13 protein-coding genes are annotated in these 15,687 nt (G+C 75.4%); 5 read left to right on the forward strand and 8 right to left on the reverse strand.

Going from position 1 to position 15,687, the window contains the following annotated elements:
- The 4 genes from ABZY91_RS11325 to ABZY91_RS11340 form a co-directional block, all read left to right on the forward strand.
- Positions 1-828, forward strand: an 828-nt coding sequence (locus tag ABZY91_RS11325; RefSeq protein ID WP_355401606.1) for a class F sortase, incomplete at its 5' end; no start/stop codon positions are given.
- Positions 829-1,092: 264 nt separating this feature from the next.
- A complete protein-coding gene (locus ABZY91_RS11330; RefSeq protein WP_355401608.1) occupies positions 1,093-2,019 on the forward strand; it encodes a hypothetical protein in 927 nt (308 codons plus the stop codon).
- Positions 2,016-2,804, forward strand: a complete 789-nt coding sequence (locus ABZY91_RS11335) for a response regulator transcription factor (RefSeq protein WP_355401610.1) — start codon at positions 2,016-2,018, stop codon at positions 2,802-2,804. Before ABZY91_RS11330 ends, ABZY91_RS11335 begins: the two co-directional genes overlap by 4 nt.
- Complete coding sequence (locus ABZY91_RS11340; protein ID WP_355401612.1) at positions 2,801-4,075, forward strand: HAMP domain-containing sensor histidine kinase; 1,275 nt, start codon at positions 2,801-2,803, stop codon at positions 4,073-4,075. Before ABZY91_RS11335 ends, ABZY91_RS11340 begins: the two co-directional genes overlap by 4 nt.
- A gap of 443 nt (positions 4,076-4,518) precedes the next feature.
- Here ABZY91_RS11340 and ABZY91_RS11345 read toward each other — a convergent pair whose 3' ends face one another.
- Entirely contained in the window at positions 4,519-5,139 is a 621-nt protein-coding gene (locus ABZY91_RS11345; RefSeq protein ID WP_355401614.1) for a TetR family transcriptional regulator, read from the reverse strand.
- A 115-nt stretch (positions 5,140-5,254) separates the two neighbouring features.
- Between ABZY91_RS11345 and ABZY91_RS11350 the strand changes: the two genes are divergently transcribed.
- On the forward strand, positions 5,255-6,295 hold the full coding sequence (locus ABZY91_RS11350; RefSeq protein ID WP_355401616.1) for an oxidoreductase: 1,041 nt from the start codon (positions 5,255-5,257) through the stop codon (positions 6,293-6,295).
- Between the two features lie 20 nt (positions 6,296-6,315).
- Here ABZY91_RS11350 and ABZY91_RS11355 read toward each other — a convergent pair whose 3' ends face one another.
- From ABZY91_RS11355 to ABZY91_RS11385, 7 genes are all read right to left on the reverse strand, one after another.
- Positions 6,316-6,792: an OsmC family protein gene (locus ABZY91_RS11355; RefSeq protein WP_355401618.1), complete on the reverse strand. Its 477-nt coding sequence runs from the start codon at positions 6,790-6,792 to the stop codon at positions 6,316-6,318.
- Between the two features lie 428 nt (positions 6,793-7,220).
- Positions 7,221-8,699 (reverse strand): M6 family metalloprotease domain-containing protein, encoded by a 1,479-nt coding sequence (locus ABZY91_RS11360; RefSeq protein ID WP_355401619.1) that lies wholly within the window; start codon positions 8,697-8,699, stop codon positions 7,221-7,223.
- A 204-nt stretch (positions 8,700-8,903) separates the two neighbouring features.
- Positions 8,904-10,334 carry a cobyrinate a,c-diamide synthase gene (locus tag ABZY91_RS11365; protein ID WP_355401621.1) on the reverse strand — a complete coding sequence of 477 codons (1,431 nt, stop codon included), beginning with the start codon at positions 10,332-10,334 and terminating at the stop codon, positions 8,904-8,906.
- Between the two features lie 16 nt (positions 10,335-10,350).
- A complete protein-coding gene (cobO, locus tag ABZY91_RS11370; protein WP_329883393.1) occupies positions 10,351-10,956 on the reverse strand; it encodes a cob(I)yrinic acid a,c-diamide adenosyltransferase in 606 nt (201 codons plus the stop codon).
- A gap of 6 nt (positions 10,957-10,962) precedes the next feature.
- The gene (locus ABZY91_RS11375) at positions 10,963-13,104 is read right to left on the reverse strand and encodes a putative cobaltochelatase (protein WP_355401623.1); all 2,142 of its coding nucleotides are present in this window, start codon (positions 13,102-13,104) and stop codon (positions 10,963-10,965) included.
- Between the two features lie 9 nt (positions 13,105-13,113).
- Positions 13,114-14,628 carry a cobyric acid synthase gene (locus ABZY91_RS11380; RefSeq protein WP_329883395.1) on the reverse strand — a complete coding sequence of 505 codons (1,515 nt, stop codon included), beginning with the start codon at positions 14,626-14,628 and terminating at the stop codon, positions 13,114-13,116.
- Positions 14,625-15,593 carry a cobalamin biosynthesis protein gene (locus ABZY91_RS11385; protein WP_355401625.1) on the reverse strand — a complete coding sequence of 323 codons (969 nt, stop codon included), beginning with the start codon at positions 15,591-15,593 and terminating at the stop codon, positions 14,625-14,627. The genes ABZY91_RS11380 and ABZY91_RS11385 overlap by 4 nt, the downstream gene beginning before the upstream one ends.
- Positions 15,594-15,687: the final 94 nt, after the last annotated feature.

A 15,687-nucleotide genomic window follows, 5' to 3' on the forward strand; every position in this document is an offset into this window, starting at 1 on the left:
GCCGGCCGGGCCGCCGGTCCGGCCGCCGCCCGCGACGGCGGCCGGGGCCGGAGCACCCGGGGGCACCGGCGCCCCCGTTCCGACGGACCCGGTGCGGCAGGGCTGCGCCGCACCGCCTTCGGTGCGGCGGGCCTGATCTGCGTGGTCCTCGGTACCTCGATGGCGTTCAACAGCACCCGCACCCCGGTGGTGCGGGTGGAGACCTCGGCCCGCGAGGCCACCGGCCCGGCGGCCACCGCCGGGAGCGCCGGGACCGGTCCCGGAACCGGGACCGCCACCGGGGCGGCGGCCACCTCCCCGGCCACCTCCCCGACGGCCGCCCCGGGCACCTCCACGTCCGCCGCACCCCGGAAGCCCTTCGCGGCGTCCGCGCCGACCCGCCTCCTCGTCCCGGCGGCGGGCGTCGACGCCCCGGTGCCCGGCCTCGGCCTGAACGCGGACGGGACGGTCGAGGTGCCGACCGTGGCCCGGGCCGACGAGGCCGGCTGGTACCGCAACGGCCCGACGCCGGGGGAGAACGGACCCGCCGTCCTGATCGGGCACTACGACACCGCGAACGGCCCGGCGGTCTTCCACAGACTGCCGAAGCTGCGGCCCGGAGACCTGATCCAGGTGCGGCGGGAGGACGGCAGCACGGTGGACTTCCGGGTCCGTTCGCTGCTCCAGGCGGCCAAGGACCGGTTCCCGACCGAGGCGGTCTACGGCGACACGGCAGCACCCGAGCTGCGACTGATCACCTGCGGCGGCCGGATCGGCGCGGACGGCCACTGGACGGACAACATCATCGTCGTGGCGGACCTGGCCGACCCGGCGGGTCCGGCCGGCTGACGGTGCCGTCCGGCGCACCGGGACAATGATCACCACGACGGACCGGCACGCGGGCCGCCGCGCTTCGACGGCCCGCGTGCCGGCGGCGGCCGTTGCCGTCGCACCCCGCCCGGCGGCCCGCAAGCCGCCGGGCGGAACCACCGAGCGCCGCCCCGGCGACCTACCACCGGCGACCTACCACCGGGGACGAACCGGCGCATCGCCGCAGACCGCGCCGGACCGGACCGCGCCGGACCGGGCCAGACCAGGAGAAGAGAACCGACCGTGGCAGCACTGCCTCCACCCCGCCGCAGCCGGTTCGGCGCCGCACCACGGGCCGCCCTGGCAGCTCTCCTCGCCGTCCTCGCGCTCACCCTGCCGGTCGGCTGCGCCGCCCCCGGCGGCCTGCGCGACCACGGTGCGGCCCAGCCGGTGACGCCGCCCCCGGTGCCGCAGCCGCTCTGGCCCGGTCTGGCCACGGTGCCGCCGCCGACCGCGCCCGCGGCCGGCACGGGCCAGGCCCCGGAGCCGCCGCCCCAGCCCGTCCCGGACGTCACCGCCGCCGGGCGGGACATCATGTCCGTCGACGTCCACGGCCTGCTCGCGAAGGACCCCGGGGTGAGCCAGGACGAGCAGCGGGCCCTCAGTGCCTGTCCGGCCTGCGAGCTCCGCAGCCCCGAGTACCGCGACCTCACCGGTGACGGACGCCCCGAGCTGATCCTCGCCGTCGGCACGGCGGGCACCGCCGGGCCGGTGGTCCTGCACGTCTACACCCTGACCGGCGAGGGCCTCGTGCCCGTCCTGCGGGTGCAGGCGCTGGCGAGGTTCAGCGCGGAGACCGTCGGTACGGACCTGCGGCTGCACGAGTCGACCAGCGTGTGGGTCCGGACCACCAGTCACTACCGCTGGGACGGCGTGCGCCTCGTCCTGGTGGAGCAGACGAGCCAGGACCTCGGTCCCGTGCCCACGCCGTCCAGGCAGCCCACCCCGGAGCGGCAGGTGCAACCGACGGTGGGACCGGTCGTCAAACCTCCCGTGACGCCCTCCGCCCCGGGGGCGGCCCCCTCCGCGCTCACCCCGACCGCGCGGCCCACGGCGGACTCCGGTGCGGCGCCGGCCTCCCCGCGTGCCGGTGCCACTCCGCCCGTGCCGGTACCCGCCCAGCCCGTCCGTCCGACGACCCCCGCGGCTCCCCCGGAGGCCAAGCCTTGAACCGCGCAGCGCCCACCCACCCGCACATCCTGATCGTCGAGGACGACGAGGTGATCCGGGAGGCGACCCGGATGGCCCTGGAACGTTACGGCTTCCCCGTCTCCACGGCCGCGGACGGCCTGGAGGGGCTGGAGGTGTTCCACGCCGTCCGCCCCGACCTGCTGCTGCTGGACGTGATGCTGCCGCTGCTCGACGGCGTCGGCCTCTGCCGGCGGATCCGGGAGGAGAGCCAGCTGCCGATCCTGATGATGTCGGCGCGCACCGACCCGGTGGACGTGGTGTCCGGCCTGGAGGCGGGCGCGGACGACTACGTGGTCAAGCCGTTCGAGAGCGCCGTGCTGGTGGCGCGGATCCGTACCGTGCTGCGCCGGATCCGGGTCGTTCCGGCCACGGAAGCCCCGGTGGCCCCCGCCGCCGCGCCCGTCACCGGCCCCGACGCGTCCGCCGTACCGGCAGCACCCGCCGCCGCAGCCCCCGCCCCGGCGCCGAGGGCTGCCGTCCGCAGCTTCGACGGCATGGAGGTGGACACCGATTCCATGGAGGTCCGGGTCAACGGCCGGCTGGTCCCGCTGACCCCGACCGAACTGCGGCTGCTGCTGGAGTTCACCGCCGCGCCCGGCATCGTGCTGGAGCGGTCGAGCCTGCTGGAGCGGGTGTGGGACTACGAGTGGGGCGCCGACACCCGCGTCGTCGACGTCCACGTGCAGCGGCTGCGCGCCAAGATCGGCGGCGGGCGGATCGAGACGGTCCGCGGCTTCGGCTACAAGTTCCGGCGTCCCGAATGACGCTGCGCCGACAGATCGCGACCGCCGTCGCCGCCATCTCCGTCCTGGTCGCGGTGGCGGTCGGACTGCTGGTCCACCAGGCGATGGTCCGTCAGCACGTCGACCAGGCCCGCCGTTCGGCGCTCACCGCGCTCGACTCGGCCCTCGCGTCCTACAAGCGCGGCGAGCCGGTCGGCGGCGGCACCGCGCTGGACGACCCCGCGACGCCGGACCGGCTGCGCGCCCTCGCGGCGGCCGGCCGGCACGGCTCACAGCTGGCGGCCGGACCGCAGGGCGGCGAGTCGATGTGGGCGGCGGGAGGCGTCCACGGCGGGGTGCTCTCCGTCCGGGTCGACTTCACGCAGGACCGGCGGGCGATCGCCGACCTGGACCGGATCATCCTCATCACCGTCGTCGCCTCGGTCTTCACGACGGTGCTGGTCGGGGTGCTGGTCGCGGACCGGATCAGCCGGCGGCTGCGGACGGCGGCGACCGCTGCCCGGGGCATCGCCGCCGGGCGCACGGACACCCGGATCGGGGAGCTGGTCGACGGACGCGACGAGGTCGCCGACCTGGCGGCGGCCGTCGACCTGATGTCGCGGGCCCTGCACCGCCGGCTGGAGGACGAGCAGCGGTTCACCGCAGACGTTGCCCACGAGCTGCGGACCCCGCTGACCGGGCTGGTCACCGCGGCCGAACTGCTGCCGCCCGGCCGCCCCACCCAGCTCGTCCGGAACCGGGTCCAGGCGCTGCGCTCGCTGGTGGAGGACCTGCTGGAGGTGTCCCGGCTGGACGCGGACGCCGAGACGCCGGACCTGTCGGCCGTGCCGCTGGAACGGGCGGTGCGCCGCACCGTCACGCTCACCGGCCTGGACGTGGCGGTCGAGTTGACGGACACGGCGGCCGGCGCGTCGGTGCGCACCGACCTGCGCCGGCTGGACCGCATCCTGGGCAACCTGCTGGTGAACGCCGACCGGCACGGCGGCGGCACGGTCCGGCTGCACGTCGACGGTTCGCGGATCACCGTCCGCGACCACGGACCGGGCTTCCCGGACGAACTGCTCAGGGACGGGCCGCAGCGCTTCCGCACCAGCGTGCGCGAGCGGGGGAAGGGGCACGGCCTCGGCCTGACGATCGCCCGGGGCCACGCCCGCGTGATCGGCGCGGAGCTGACGTTCGCCAACCACCCCGACGGCGGGGCGGTGGCGACCCTGGTCCTGCCGCCGGCGACCGCACCCGACCGGGACGGGGAGCCCGAGCCCGGGTCGGCAGGGCAGCGGCAGGAGGTCTGAACCCGCCGGGTCGGCGGCCACCATCACCCCGACGGGCCGGCCCCGGAGGCTCGCTGGAGTGCGCCGGGATTCGGTGAACGGTCGACGACGGGGTGGGCGATGGGAAGCGCGGTCGTGCGAGGAGTGGTGTACGCGGGCGTGGGCGGGGGTCTGATCGCCCCGGGCGTCGTGGCGAACATCCTCCCCTGGTCGGTGGTCGGTGGTCGGTGGTCGGGGACGGGTGCGGGGGCCGGTACGGCCCCTGCCCGAAGGGGGCGGAGGCCGCCGTTCTCCTGGGGATCGTCGCCCCCTCGCCGGTACCGTGCTGCTCGTGCTCGGGCTGATGGGCCGCGAGAGGAAGGCCCGCCCGCTCGCCGTCGCCGCGGTCTGTGCCGTGCCCGCCCCGTCACCGACGGTGCGGGCACGGGCTCTTGCGGGGCCGGGGGAGCGGTGGAGGCGGGGCGTCAGACCGTGTCGAGTGACGGTGCGTCGAGTGACGGTGCGAGGACGGCGAAGGCCCGGTCGGTCAGGGCGGTCGGATCCGCGGTGCCGTCGCTCTCGCTCCAGCGCTCCAGTACCGCGCCGAAGGCGGTGAGCGCCATCCCCGCGGCGAGGCGCGGGTAGAGGTCGGTGCGGGTGTCGAGTCCGAGCCGTACCGCCAGCTCCTCCGTCAACTCGTCGCGCCAGCGGTCCTGGTGTTCCAGGAGCCGGGCGCGCAGGGCCGGCGTGCGCAGGATCAGCTGGACGACCCGCAGCGCCCGGTCCCCGCGGTCGCCGCAGTGGGCGAGCGGGGCGCCGACCGCCGCGCGCAGCGCCGCCGAGGGGCGCTCGTCGGCCGGTCGGGCCGCCAGGCCCTCGCGGATGCCGGTGCCCAGATCGGCCAGGAACCGGACGACCACGTCCTCCTTGGACGCGAAGTACCGGAAGAACGTCCGCTTGGACACGCCGGCGTCGGTCGCGATGTCGTCCACGGTGACGGCGTCGAACCCCCGGGCCGTCAGCAGCTGGAACGCGGCCTCGGTGAGCTCGTCCACGACGAGCTGCCGCTTGCGCTGGGCCAGGCTGACGGCGGGGCGGGAGGTCATGTCGTGATGGTACGGCATGTCACCGACGACACCAAGGCGCGATCCGTTACCAAGTGACGTAATGACACCAGGGCGCGTCTTGACACTCGGTGACACCGAAGCCAGCATGTGTCACATGACAGGGGAACCGGAAGGACGTCCGGAGTCGGTGTCGGAGCGGCCGAGGCCGCGGCAGCAGCAAGGGCGGTGGGGCGCCGTGGACATCCCGGACCAGACCGGCCGGGTCTTCGTGGTCACCGGAGCCAACGGCGGTCTCGGGCTGGCGACCACCAGGGCACTGGTCCGCAGGGGAGGGCACGTCGTCCTCGCCGTGCGGGACGAGGAGAAGGGGCGCAGGGCGGCCGACGCGGTCGTCGCCGGCCTGATCGCCGAGAGCGCGGACACCCCCGACACGGCCTGGGACGTCACCGACACCCGGGCACTGGAGGCCCGGCTCGAAGTCCGCCGCCTCGACCTGGCCGACCTCGACGCCGTCCGGGCCTTCGCCCGGGGGCTGCGCGCCGACCGTCCGAGGCTGGACGTGCTCGTCAACAACGCGGGCGTGATGGCCCCGCCCCGGACGCTCAGTGCCCAGGGCCACGAGCTGCAGTTCGCCGCCAACCACCTCGGCCACTTCGCGCTCACCGGGCTGCTGCTCGGCGCGCTGGCGGCAGCGCCCGACCCCCGCGTGGTCACCGTCAGCTCGGTCAACCACCGCAAGGGGCGCATCCGCTTCGACGACCTCGACGGTGCCCGCGCCTACGCGCCGATGGCGTTCTACGACCAGTCGAAGTTCGCCAACGCGGTGCACGCCCGGGAACTGCACCGGAGGCTGGTCGCCGCAGGCAGCCCGGTCCGCAGCCTGCTGGCCCACCCCGGCTACGCCGCCACCGGTCTCCAGACCGGCGCGCCGACCGGCCTCGTCCGGCTGCTCTTCGGCCGGATCCTCCGGCCGCTCGCCCAGACGGCGGCCGACGGCGCACTGCCGCAGCTGTACGCGGCGACCGCCCCGGACGTGCGGGGTGGTGAGTTCCTCGGCCCGGACGGGCGCGGCGAGCTGCGCGGCGCCCCGGTCCGCGTCCCGTTGGCCCCGGCGGCGGCCGATCCCGGGACCGGCGGCCGCCTCTGGGCGCTGTCGGAGGAACTGACCGGGGTGAGGTACGGGCTTCCGGCCTGACCGCGCCGCCGCCCGGTCCGTCAGGCGGGCTGCGCCACCGTCACCGCCGGCTCGTGCCGGACCGGGAAGTTCACCGAGTTGGCGATGTAACAGGCCCGGTGCGCGTCGGCGTGCAGGGCGAGCGCCTTCTCCGCCATCCCCTTCTCGGCGACCTCGACCCGGGGGTGCAGCACCGCCTCCGTGAAGTGGCCTCCTTCGGCGGTCTCGGCCATCGTGCCGGTCGGGCGGTCGGTGTACGCGGTGACCACGACGCCGTTCACCGCGCACAGGTGCAGGTACCAGAGCAGGTGGCACTGGGAGATCGACGCGAGGAGCAGCTGCTCGGGGTTCCACCGGGTCGGGTCGCCCCGGAAGGCGGGGTCGGAGGAGCCGGGGATGGGCGGGCGCCCGTCCGCCGCGACCTCGTGGTCCCGGCGGTAGGAGCGGTAGTCGCTGGTGCCGGTGCCCTGGTTGCCGGTCCAGGTGATCTCGGCGGTGTAGGTGTGCAGTTTGGCCATCGGGTGCCTCTCCGAGCTGAGGTCGGTGGGGATTTCGGCACCCAGTCAACAACAGCCCCCGGAGGTCCCGTTCGGCAGGGACCCGCGACCGCGGGCCGGTGGCCCGTCGCCCGGCCCGGACGCGCGGTCCCCGGGCCGGGGTCCGGCCGGCCGTGTGCGCCGGACCCCGGCCGTGATCGCCGCCGCCGCCCGGTCCGGCCTCACCTCCCGCGCCGGGCGCGGCTCCGCCGGAGCCACCGTCGGAGCCGCACGGGCGGCGCGTCGGGCGGGGGCGGCGATCACTTGGTGCGGCAGTGGTCCTCCTGAACGGTCTTCCTGAACGGTCTTCCTGAACGGTCTTCCTGAACGGTCTTCCTGAACGGTCTTCCTGAACGGTCCTCCTGAGCGGTCCTGCGGACGGGTGCGCGCGGAGGCGCGCGGCCACGGCCTCACTCGACGGTGACGTCCACCTCCATCCGGTCCGCCCCGGGTGTGCCGGAGACGGCGAGGGTGACGCCGCTCCAGGTCCCGTCGGGCAGGTCCAGCGGCGGCTTGGTGTTCTCCCCGATGCTGGAGTTGTCGAGCGACGGGTAGAGGTCGTCCGCGTCGCCGCGTTCGTCCGCGCCGAAGATCTTCGCCAGGTCACGCCGGCCGTCGGCCTGGAGGAGCTCGATGGCGAGCCGGCGCTCGTCGTTGACGTTGTCGATGGCCTCGTCGACGACGTAGGCCGCGATGCCCTCGTCGGGCAGGAACTCGTCCTGGCCGCTCTGGCGGCGGTACTCGACGACGATGTACTGGCTCTCCCGCATCCGCCCCGGGTTCGGGTTGCGGACGAACAGCGAGTCGCCGCCTTCGGCGACGGGCCGCAGGGAGATGCCCGCGGTGGTGCCGTCGATCTCCTGCGGGGTGGCCCAGCCGTGGAACATCCGGAGCATGCTGTTCGGGTAGACCGGGGTGGTGCCCTTGTTGCCCCAGGAGCCGCCCGCCATCAGGCAGTAGTTCCCGAGACCGTTGGAGACGGTGGTGGTGACGCGTCCGGTGTCGTAGAAGTCGGCCCAGCGGGCGGCCAGGTGACCCCATTCGTGGGCGCAGACGCCGACCTTGCAGTCCTCGGGGACGGTCAGGAACGTCTGCACCCGCAGGTTCGGTGCGACCTTTACCCCGTTCTCGCCGGGCGGGTTCCACTTGAGGCTCCACAGGTTGCCCGGCTGGTCGGACTCCCGGAGCTCCTCGGCCCCGCGGCCCGCGTGGACGATGAACAGCGCGGTGACGAGGCCCTCGTCGAGGGCGTCGAAGCCGCCGGTGAAGTCGATGCCCTCCCGGAGCGCGATGTCGAGGGTGTCCGCGGCCATGCCCTGGGCGTTGCCGGGCGGGTCGCCCATGCCGGACCGGTTGTCGGCGTAGAAGGAGAGCGGGTGCGGCAGGCGGAACCAGCCGTGCACCTCGCCCTGGACGTCGATGCCGTGCGCGGTCGGGCGGGCGGGGTCGAAGCCGCTGATCCGCCGGTAGTAGTCGCGCATCGAGCCGGTGGCGAAGGTGCCCGGGCCGAAGAGCAGCTGCTCGAAGTGTTCGACGGTGTGGGCGGGGTCGTGCGGCCGGTCGGGGAAGTCGACCAGGAGGACGAGGGTGCGGATCTCGCCCTTGAGCTTCCTGGACGGACGGGTGATCAACTGGGCCCCGGTGCTGGGACCGGGGCGGACGGCCCCGTCGTCGAGGCCGATGAGGTTCTCGCCGCGGCGCTGGGAGCGCCAGACGTAGTAGTACTGCTCGAAGGTGATGTCCCGCGGCAGCCGGCGGGTCCTGATCAGCTCCCGGTAGTGGGCACGGAGAGCGGCGAGGGCGTCGGGTGACATCGGCACGGGGCAGGGGTGGTGGTCGTCGAGGGAATGGTGGGGGCGGTGATGCAGCGGGGTTAAGGTGTGACGCATAGTGACGGCTCCTTAGAGCCTGTTCACCCCGCGGGGGCGTGTTCGGCGCCCCGCCGAGTGGGCGGTCGCCGGCAATCGGTCGGCTCGCCGAGTGGGTCGGGTCTGGCCGGTACCGGTCGCGAATGGGGCGATATGCGGTTATCAGTCCCTATTTTGACGCCCCGGGCGGTGAAAGCACCAGGGTCGAAGGGGGGTCGGTTCCCCTCAGTTCGCCCGGTGGGCCGCCGCGGCGGCCGCGAACGAGGCGGCGAGCTGCGGAGATCCCGCCCAGTGCAGATGCAGATACGAAGCGTGAACGTTTCCGGCCGCGAAGCCCTCGGTGCGCGGGCCGGTCGGCAACCGCCAGCCCCAGGCGGCCCGTTCGCCGGCCCCCGGTTCGCAGACGGTCCGGTGGAACTCGTGCCCGCGCACCCGGGTGCCGGTCGGTGCCAGCGGCGAGTCGTGCAGCGCCACCGCCTCCCGGTACCCGAGGGTCAGCCGCTCGGTCATCCGGGCCGAGGTGTCCAGCACGCCGCACATCGGCAGGCCGTCCAACTCGCGGCCGAGGTAGAGCAGTCCGGCGCACTCGGCGGCGACCGGCCCGCCCGAGGCGGCGAACGCGGCGATCGCGGAACGGAGTTGCCCGTTCGCGCTGAGTTCCCGGACGTACAGTTCGGGGAATCCGCCGCCGATCACCAGGCCCGCCGTGCCCTCCGGCAGCCCGTCGGCGTGCAGCGGGTCGAACGGGACCACCTCGGCGCCGGCGGCGGTCAGCAGCTCGGTGTTCTCCGCGTACGAGAAGGAGAACGCGGCGCCGCCGGCCACCGCGATCCGCGGCGCCCCCGCCTGCGGCGCCCCCGCCTGCGGCGCCCCCGCCCGGGGCGCCCCGGCCACCGGAAAGCCCGCCGCCACGAGCTCGGCCATCTCCGCGGCGGGGTCCCACGGCTCGGCGTCCAGCGGCGGCGCGGTCCGCGCCAGCGCCAGCACCGCGTCCAGGTCCACCGAGGCGGCGACCAGCTCGCCCATGTCGGCGACCGCCCGGAGTGCCTCCGCCGAGCGCTCCACAGCCGGGATCAGGCCGAGGTGGCGGGACGGCGTGGCGACCGCCGCCGAGCGCCGGACCGAGCCCAGCACCGGCACGCCCGAGCCCTCCTCCAGGGCCTCGCGCAGCAGCTGCTCGTGCCGGTCGGAGGCGACCCGGTTGAGGATCACCCCGGCCAGTCGGACCTCCGGGTCCCAGGACGCGAATCCGTGCACCAGCGCGGCCACCGACCGGGACTGCGACGAGGCGTCCACCACCAGCACCACCGGTGCCCGCAGCAGCTTGGCGACGTGCGCGGTGGACGCCAGCTCGCCGCGCCCCGAGGCGCCGTCGTACAGGCCCATCACGCCCTCGACCACCGCCACGTCCGCACCGGCCGCGCCGTGCAGGAAGAGCGGCGCGATCCGTTCCGGTCCGCACATGAACGCGTCCAGGTTGCGGCCCGGCCGCCCGGCCGCCAGCCCGTGGTAGCCCGGGTCGATGTAGTCCGGGCCGACCTTGTGCGGGGAGACGGCCAGCCCGCGCGCGGCGAGTGCCGCGATCAGGCCGGTGGCGACGGTGGTCTTGCCGGCGCCGGAGGACGGCGCCGCGACGACGAGACGGGGGATGTTCACGTTCAGGGTTTCCGGTCTACCACTCGATACCGCGCTGGCCCTTGCGGCCGGCGTCCATGGGGTGCTTGACCTTGGTCATCTCGGTGACCAGGTCGGCGAAGCCGGTGAGCGCCTCGGGCGCGTACCGGCCGGTGACGACGACGTGCTGGCTGCCCGGACGGTCCTTCAGGACGGCCACCACCTCCTCCGGGTCCACCCAGCCCCAGTGCATCGGGTAGGTGAACTCGTCCAGCACGTAGAAGCGGTAGGTCTCGGCGGCGAGGTCGCGCTTGACCTGCTCCCAGCCCTCCTTGGCCGCCGCCTCGCTGTCCATCTCCATCTCGGAGGAGCGCTGGATCCAGGACCAGCCGGAGCCCATCTTGTGCCAGTCGACCGTGCCGCCCTCGCCGGAGGCGCCGAGCACGCGCAACGCGTTCTCCTCGCCGACCTTCCACTTGGCGGACTTCACGAACTGGAACACCCCGACCGACCAGCCCTGGTTCCAGGCGCGCAGCGCCATGCCGAAGGCCGCGGTGGACTTGCCCTTGCCGGGTCCGGTGTGGACGGCGGTGATCGGCATCGTACGGCGCTGGCGGGTCGTCAGGCCGTCGTCGGGGACACTCTCGGGAACACCCTTGGGCATGTCGGCTCAGGCCGCCTTTCGCGTAGTGGTGGTGGGGCGGTTGTCGCGGACGAGGGAGGCCACGCCCTCGGCCCGCAGCTCGTCCAGGGTCACGGCGGTGGCGCGGAGCCGTGCGGCCAGCGTGCGGGCCAGGCCGAGCCGGACCGGTCCGGACTCGCAGTCCAGCACCACGCTCGCCACGCCCTGCCCGGCCAGCAGCCCGGCCGCCCGGTGCGACTGCGCGACGGCGTCGCGGGCGCCGGTGGCCCGGCCGTCGGTGACCACGACCAGCAGCGGGCGGCGGTCGGGGTCGCGCAGCCGCTCGACCCGCAGCACCTCGTGGGCGCGGAGCAGCCCGGCGGCCAGGGGGGTCCGGCCGCCGGTGGGCAGCGTCTCCAGCCGGGCCGCGCCGACCTCGACCGAGGAGGTGGGCGGCAGCGCCAGTTCGGCGGACCCGCCCCGGAAGGTGATCATGCCGATCTTGTCCCGGCGCTGGTAGGCGTCCATCAGCAGGGACAGCACCGCGCCCTTGACGGCGGTCATCCGCTGCCGGGCCGCCATCGAGCCGGAGGCGTCGACCACGAACAGCACCAGGTTGGACTCCCGCCCCTGGCGGACCTGTTCGCGGAAGTCGTCCTTGTGCAGCACCAGGGCGCGGGACGCCCGGCCGCGCGCCACCTGGTGCGGTGCGGCGGCCCGCAGGGTGGCGCTCAGGTGCAGCCGGGCCAGCCGGCCCTGCGGGCGGCGGGACCTGATGGTGTGGCCGCCGTCGGTCTCGGCGGGGGATCGGCGGCCCTGTGCGCCGCGCCCGGTGCCGTCGACGGCGAACAGCCGGGTCCGGTACGGGTCGCCGGCCGCGACGGGCGCCGACTCCCGGGCGGGGGAGGGGTGCTGGGCCGGGACGGGCTGCGGGAGCGCCGGGTCCTCGTCGGGGGAGGTGGCGTCGGCGCCGGCGGGCGGGCCGTCCGGGCCGGTCGGCTCGGGGGCGCCGCCACCGCCGTCGGGGCCGGGTCCGTCGCCCTCGGGGCCGTCCGGGCCGTCCCCGGGGTCCGGGTCGGGGTCCTCGTCCGACTCCCGGGCCTCGGCCCGCCCCTCCGCGAGGGCCTCCTCCTCGTCCTGCCGGGCCTGCTCCTCGCGGGCCTCCTCCTGCTCCTGCCGGGCCTGCTCCTCCAGCGTCCGGTCCAGCAGCTCCTCGTCCAGCCCGGGCGCGTCGAAGGGGTTGCGCCGGCGCCGGTGCGGCAGCGCCAGCTGCGCGGCCTTGCGGACGTCCTCCTCCAGCACCTCGGTGCGCCCGGACCAGGCGGCCAGCGCGACGGCGGTGCGCGCCATCACGATGTCCGCGCGCAGCCCGTCCACCTCGAACGCGGCGCAGACGGCGGTGATCCGGCGGAGTGCCGCGTCGGTCAGCTCCACCTTCGGCAGCAGCTCCCGGGCGGTGGTGATCCGCAGGGCGAGCGCCCGCTCGTCCTCCTCGAACCGGTCGGCGAAGCCCGCCGGGTCGGCGTCGTAGGCGAGGCGGCGGCGCACGACCTCGGCCCGCTCCACCGGCTCCCGGGTGGCGGCGATCTCGACGGTCAGGCCGAACCGGTCGAGCAGCTGCGGCCGCAGCTCGCCCTCCTCCGGGTTCATCGTGCCGACCAGCAGGAACCGGGCCGCGTGCCGCACCGAGACGCCCTCGCGCTCGACGTACGAGCGGCCCATCGCGGCGGCGTCCAGCAGCAGGTCCACCACGTGGTCCTGGAGCAGGTTGACCTCGTCGATGTAGAGCACGCCGCGGTGCGCCTGCGCCAGCAGGCCCGGCTCGTACGCCTTGACGCCCTCGGCGAGCGCCCGCTCCAGGTCCAGCGAGCCGACGATCCGGTCCTCGGAGACGCCGACCGGCAGCTCGACCAGCCGGGCCGGGCGCGCGGACGCCCCGGCGCCGGCGTGCGCGCCGTCCGGGCACTGCGGGTCGGGCGCGGCCGGGTCGCAGGCGAAGCGGCAGCCGTCGACGGTGGCGATGGACGGCAGCAGGCCGGCCAGCGCGCGCACCATGGTCGACTTGGCGGTGCCCTTCTCGCCGCGGACGAGCACCCCGCCGACCGCCGGCGAGACGGCGTTGAGCAGCAGCCCGAGCCGTAGGTCGGCCATGCCGACGATCGCGGTGAACGGGTAGCGGACGTCACTCATGATTCTCGCTCACGATTCTCCCCAAGGGGCCCCGGGCGGCAGGAACGGCAGCGATCCGGCCGCCGGCACCCCGCCTTCGATCAGCTTCCACAGTGCGTCGGTGTCCGCGTGTTCCTCGATCAGCTCCCCCAGTCGGTCCAGCCGGGCCTCGCGCGCCGCCGCGAACGAGGTGTCCGGCGCGGGGACGAACGCCCGGCCGGCCGATGCGGCGACGTCGCGCAGCAGTTCGCGCCGGAAGCCGTCGTTCTCCAGCGCGCCGTGCCAGGTCGTCCCCCAGACGGAGCCCACCCGGCAGCCGTCCAGGAAGGGGGTGCCGCCCTCGACGGTGACCACGCCGTGGTGGATCTCGTAGCCCTCGACCCGCTGCCCGTACGCCTCGCCGACCGGCCGGCCCAGCACCTTCTCGACGCCGAACCGGACGTGCGTCGGCAGCAGGCCGAGCCCCTCCACGGCGCCGGCCTTCGACTCGACCTCGTCCACGACGGTCCGCGCCAGCATCTGGTAGCCGCCGCAGACGCCGAGGACCGGACGGCCCTGCGCCGCCCGCGCCTTCAGCGCCGTCTCCAGGCCGCGCTCGCGCAGCCAGGCGAGGTCCGCGACGGTGGCCCGGGTGCCGGGGAGCACGACGAGGTCGGCGTCGGCCAGCTCCTCGGGCCGGGTGGCCCAGCGGACCAGCACCCCGGGCTCCTGGGCCAGCGCGTCCAGGTCGGTGAAGTTCGACAGCCGGGGGAAGCGCACCACGGTCACCCGCAGCACGTCCGCGCCGAGCGGCCCGCGGCCGGCCGTGCGGTCGACCACGGTGGACAGGTCGAGCGAGTCCTCGGCGTCCAGCCAGAGGTCGGGCAGCATCGGCAGGGTGCCCAGCACCGGGCGGCCGGTCAGCTCGCGGAGCATCTCCAGCCCGGGGGCGAGCAGTCGCGCGTCGCCGCGGAACTTGTTGACGAACCAGCCGGCCACGTGCCGCTGGTCCTCGGCCGAGAGCAGCGCCAGCGTCCCGTACATCGCCGCGAACACCCCGCCCCGGTCGATGTCCCCGACCACGACGACCGGCAGCCCGGCGGCGGTGGCCAGGCCCATGTTGGCGATGTCCCGGTCCCGCAGGTTGATCTCGGCGGGCGAGCCGGCGCCCTCGCAGATCACCACGTCGTACCGGCGGCGCAGGTCCGCGAGGCACTCCAGGGCCCGCTCCAGCAGCACCGGCTTGCGGTCGCGGTAGTCCAGCGCGCCGACCTCGGCGACCGCCCGGCCGAGCAGCACGACCTGGCTGCGGCCGTTCGCGCCGGGCTTGAGCAGCACCGGGTTCATGGCCGCCTCGGGCTCCACCCGGGCGGCCTGCGCCTGCATCGCCTGCGCGCGGCCGATCTCGGCGCCGTCCGCGGTGACGAAGGAGTTCAGCGACATGTTCTGCGCCTTGAACGGCGCGACGCGGACGCCCTGACGGGCCAGCCAGCGGCAGATGCCGGCGGTGACCACGCTCTTCCCGGCGTCCGAGGTCGTCCCGGCGACCAGCAGTGCGTTGCTCATGCCCCACCCCTTCTCCTGCTCAGGGCCGCCCGGAGCAGCAGATGCCCGGCGACCGTCGTACCCAGCGCCAGCGCGCCCACCCGTCGGGAGAGCACGCAGGCCCGCTCGATGTCGTCCACCCCGACCGGCCGGAGCTCCTCGCCGAGCACCGGCCGGTGCTCGACGCGCTCGCCGTACCGGAGCGTCCCGCCCAGGCGGACGCCGACCGCACCGGCGAAGGCCGATTCGGCCTGGCCCGCGTTCGGGCTGGGGTGTGCGGAGCCGTCCCGCCGCCAGACCCGCCAGGCGGTGCGCGGTTCGGGCGCGGCGGCGACGGTCAGCAGCGCGGTCAGCCGGGCGCCCGGCCAGCCGGCCACGTCGTCCAGCCGCGCGGAGGCCCAGCCGAACCGGGCGTACCGGGGCGAGCGGTGGCCGACCATCGCGTCCAGGGTGTTGACGGCGCGGAACGCCAGCAGGCCCGGTGTGCCCGCGAGCCCGCCCCAGACCAGCGCGTTGACCACGGCGTCGGCGGTGTTCTCGGCGACCGACTCGACCACCGCGCGGGCCAGCTGGGCCTCGTCCAGGGTGCTCGGGTCGCGGCCGCACAGGTGCGGCAGCCGCTCCCGGGCCGCCGTCAGGTCGCCCGCGGCGAGCGAGCGGCCGATGGTCCGGGCCTCCCGGGTCAGCGAGGTGCCGCCGAGCACGGTCCAGGTCGCGGCGGCGGCCAGGGCGGCCCGCCCGAGCGGCCGGCGGCCGAGCAGCCGGTCGGCGGCCACGGCGCCGGCCGTGACGGTGCCCACGCAGAGCGCGGTGTAGGCGGTGCCGGTGGCGCGGTCGTCGCGCCAGATCCGCCGTTCCAGCCGGTTCGCGGCGGTGCCGAAGACGGCGACCGGGTGGCCGCGGCGAGGATCGCCGAGCCGGGTGTCGGCGAGGTATCCGGCGACTGCGCCCGCGGCGAACGCGGCGGCGCGGGTCAGCGGACGCACGGCGGGGTGCGGTGGCGGGTCGTCGCGGCCGGGGCAGGCTGCATCGCGTGGGTGTCCTCACTCAGGGTCCGCGCCCTGGATCGACGTACCGGGG

Origin of the sequence: Kitasatospora sp. NPDC002965, assembly GCF_040611255.1 — a bacterium.
Lineage (GTDB): Bacteria > Actinomycetota > Actinomycetes > Streptomycetales > Streptomycetaceae > Kitasatospora.

What these genes read in the sequence shown, in the direction of transcription:
- ABZY91_RS11340 (WP_355401612.1), top strand. Translation starts at nt 2,801, where the DNA reads ATGACGCTGCGCCGACAGATCGCGACCGCCGTCGCCGCCATCTCCGTC.
- ABZY91_RS11345 (WP_355401614.1), bottom strand. Translation starts at nt 5,139, where the DNA reads ATGACCTCCCGCCCCGCCGTCAGCCTGGCCCAGCGCAAGCGGCAGCTC.
- ABZY91_RS11350 (WP_355401616.1), top strand. Translation starts at nt 5,255, where the DNA reads ATGACAGGGGAACCGGAAGGACGTCCGGAGTCGGTGTCGGAGCGGCCG.
- ABZY91_RS11355 (WP_355401618.1), bottom strand. Translation starts at nt 6,792, where the DNA reads ATGGCCAAACTGCACACCTACACCGCCGAGATCACCTGGACCGGCAAC.
- ABZY91_RS11360 (WP_355401619.1), bottom strand. Translation starts at nt 8,699, where the DNA reads ATGCGTCACACCTTAACCCCGCTGCATCACCGCCCCCACCATTCCCTC.
- cobO (WP_329883393.1), bottom strand. Translation starts at nt 10,956, where the DNA reads ATGCCCAAGGGTGTTCCCGAGAGTGTCCCCGACGACGGCCTGACGACC.
- ABZY91_RS11375 (WP_355401623.1), bottom strand. Translation starts at nt 13,104, where the DNA reads ATGAGTGACGTCCGCTACCCGTTCACCGCGATCGTCGGCATGGCCGAC.
- ABZY91_RS11380 (WP_329883395.1), bottom strand. Translation starts at nt 14,628, where the DNA reads ATGAGCAACGCACTGCTGGTCGCCGGGACGACCTCGGACGCCGGGAAG.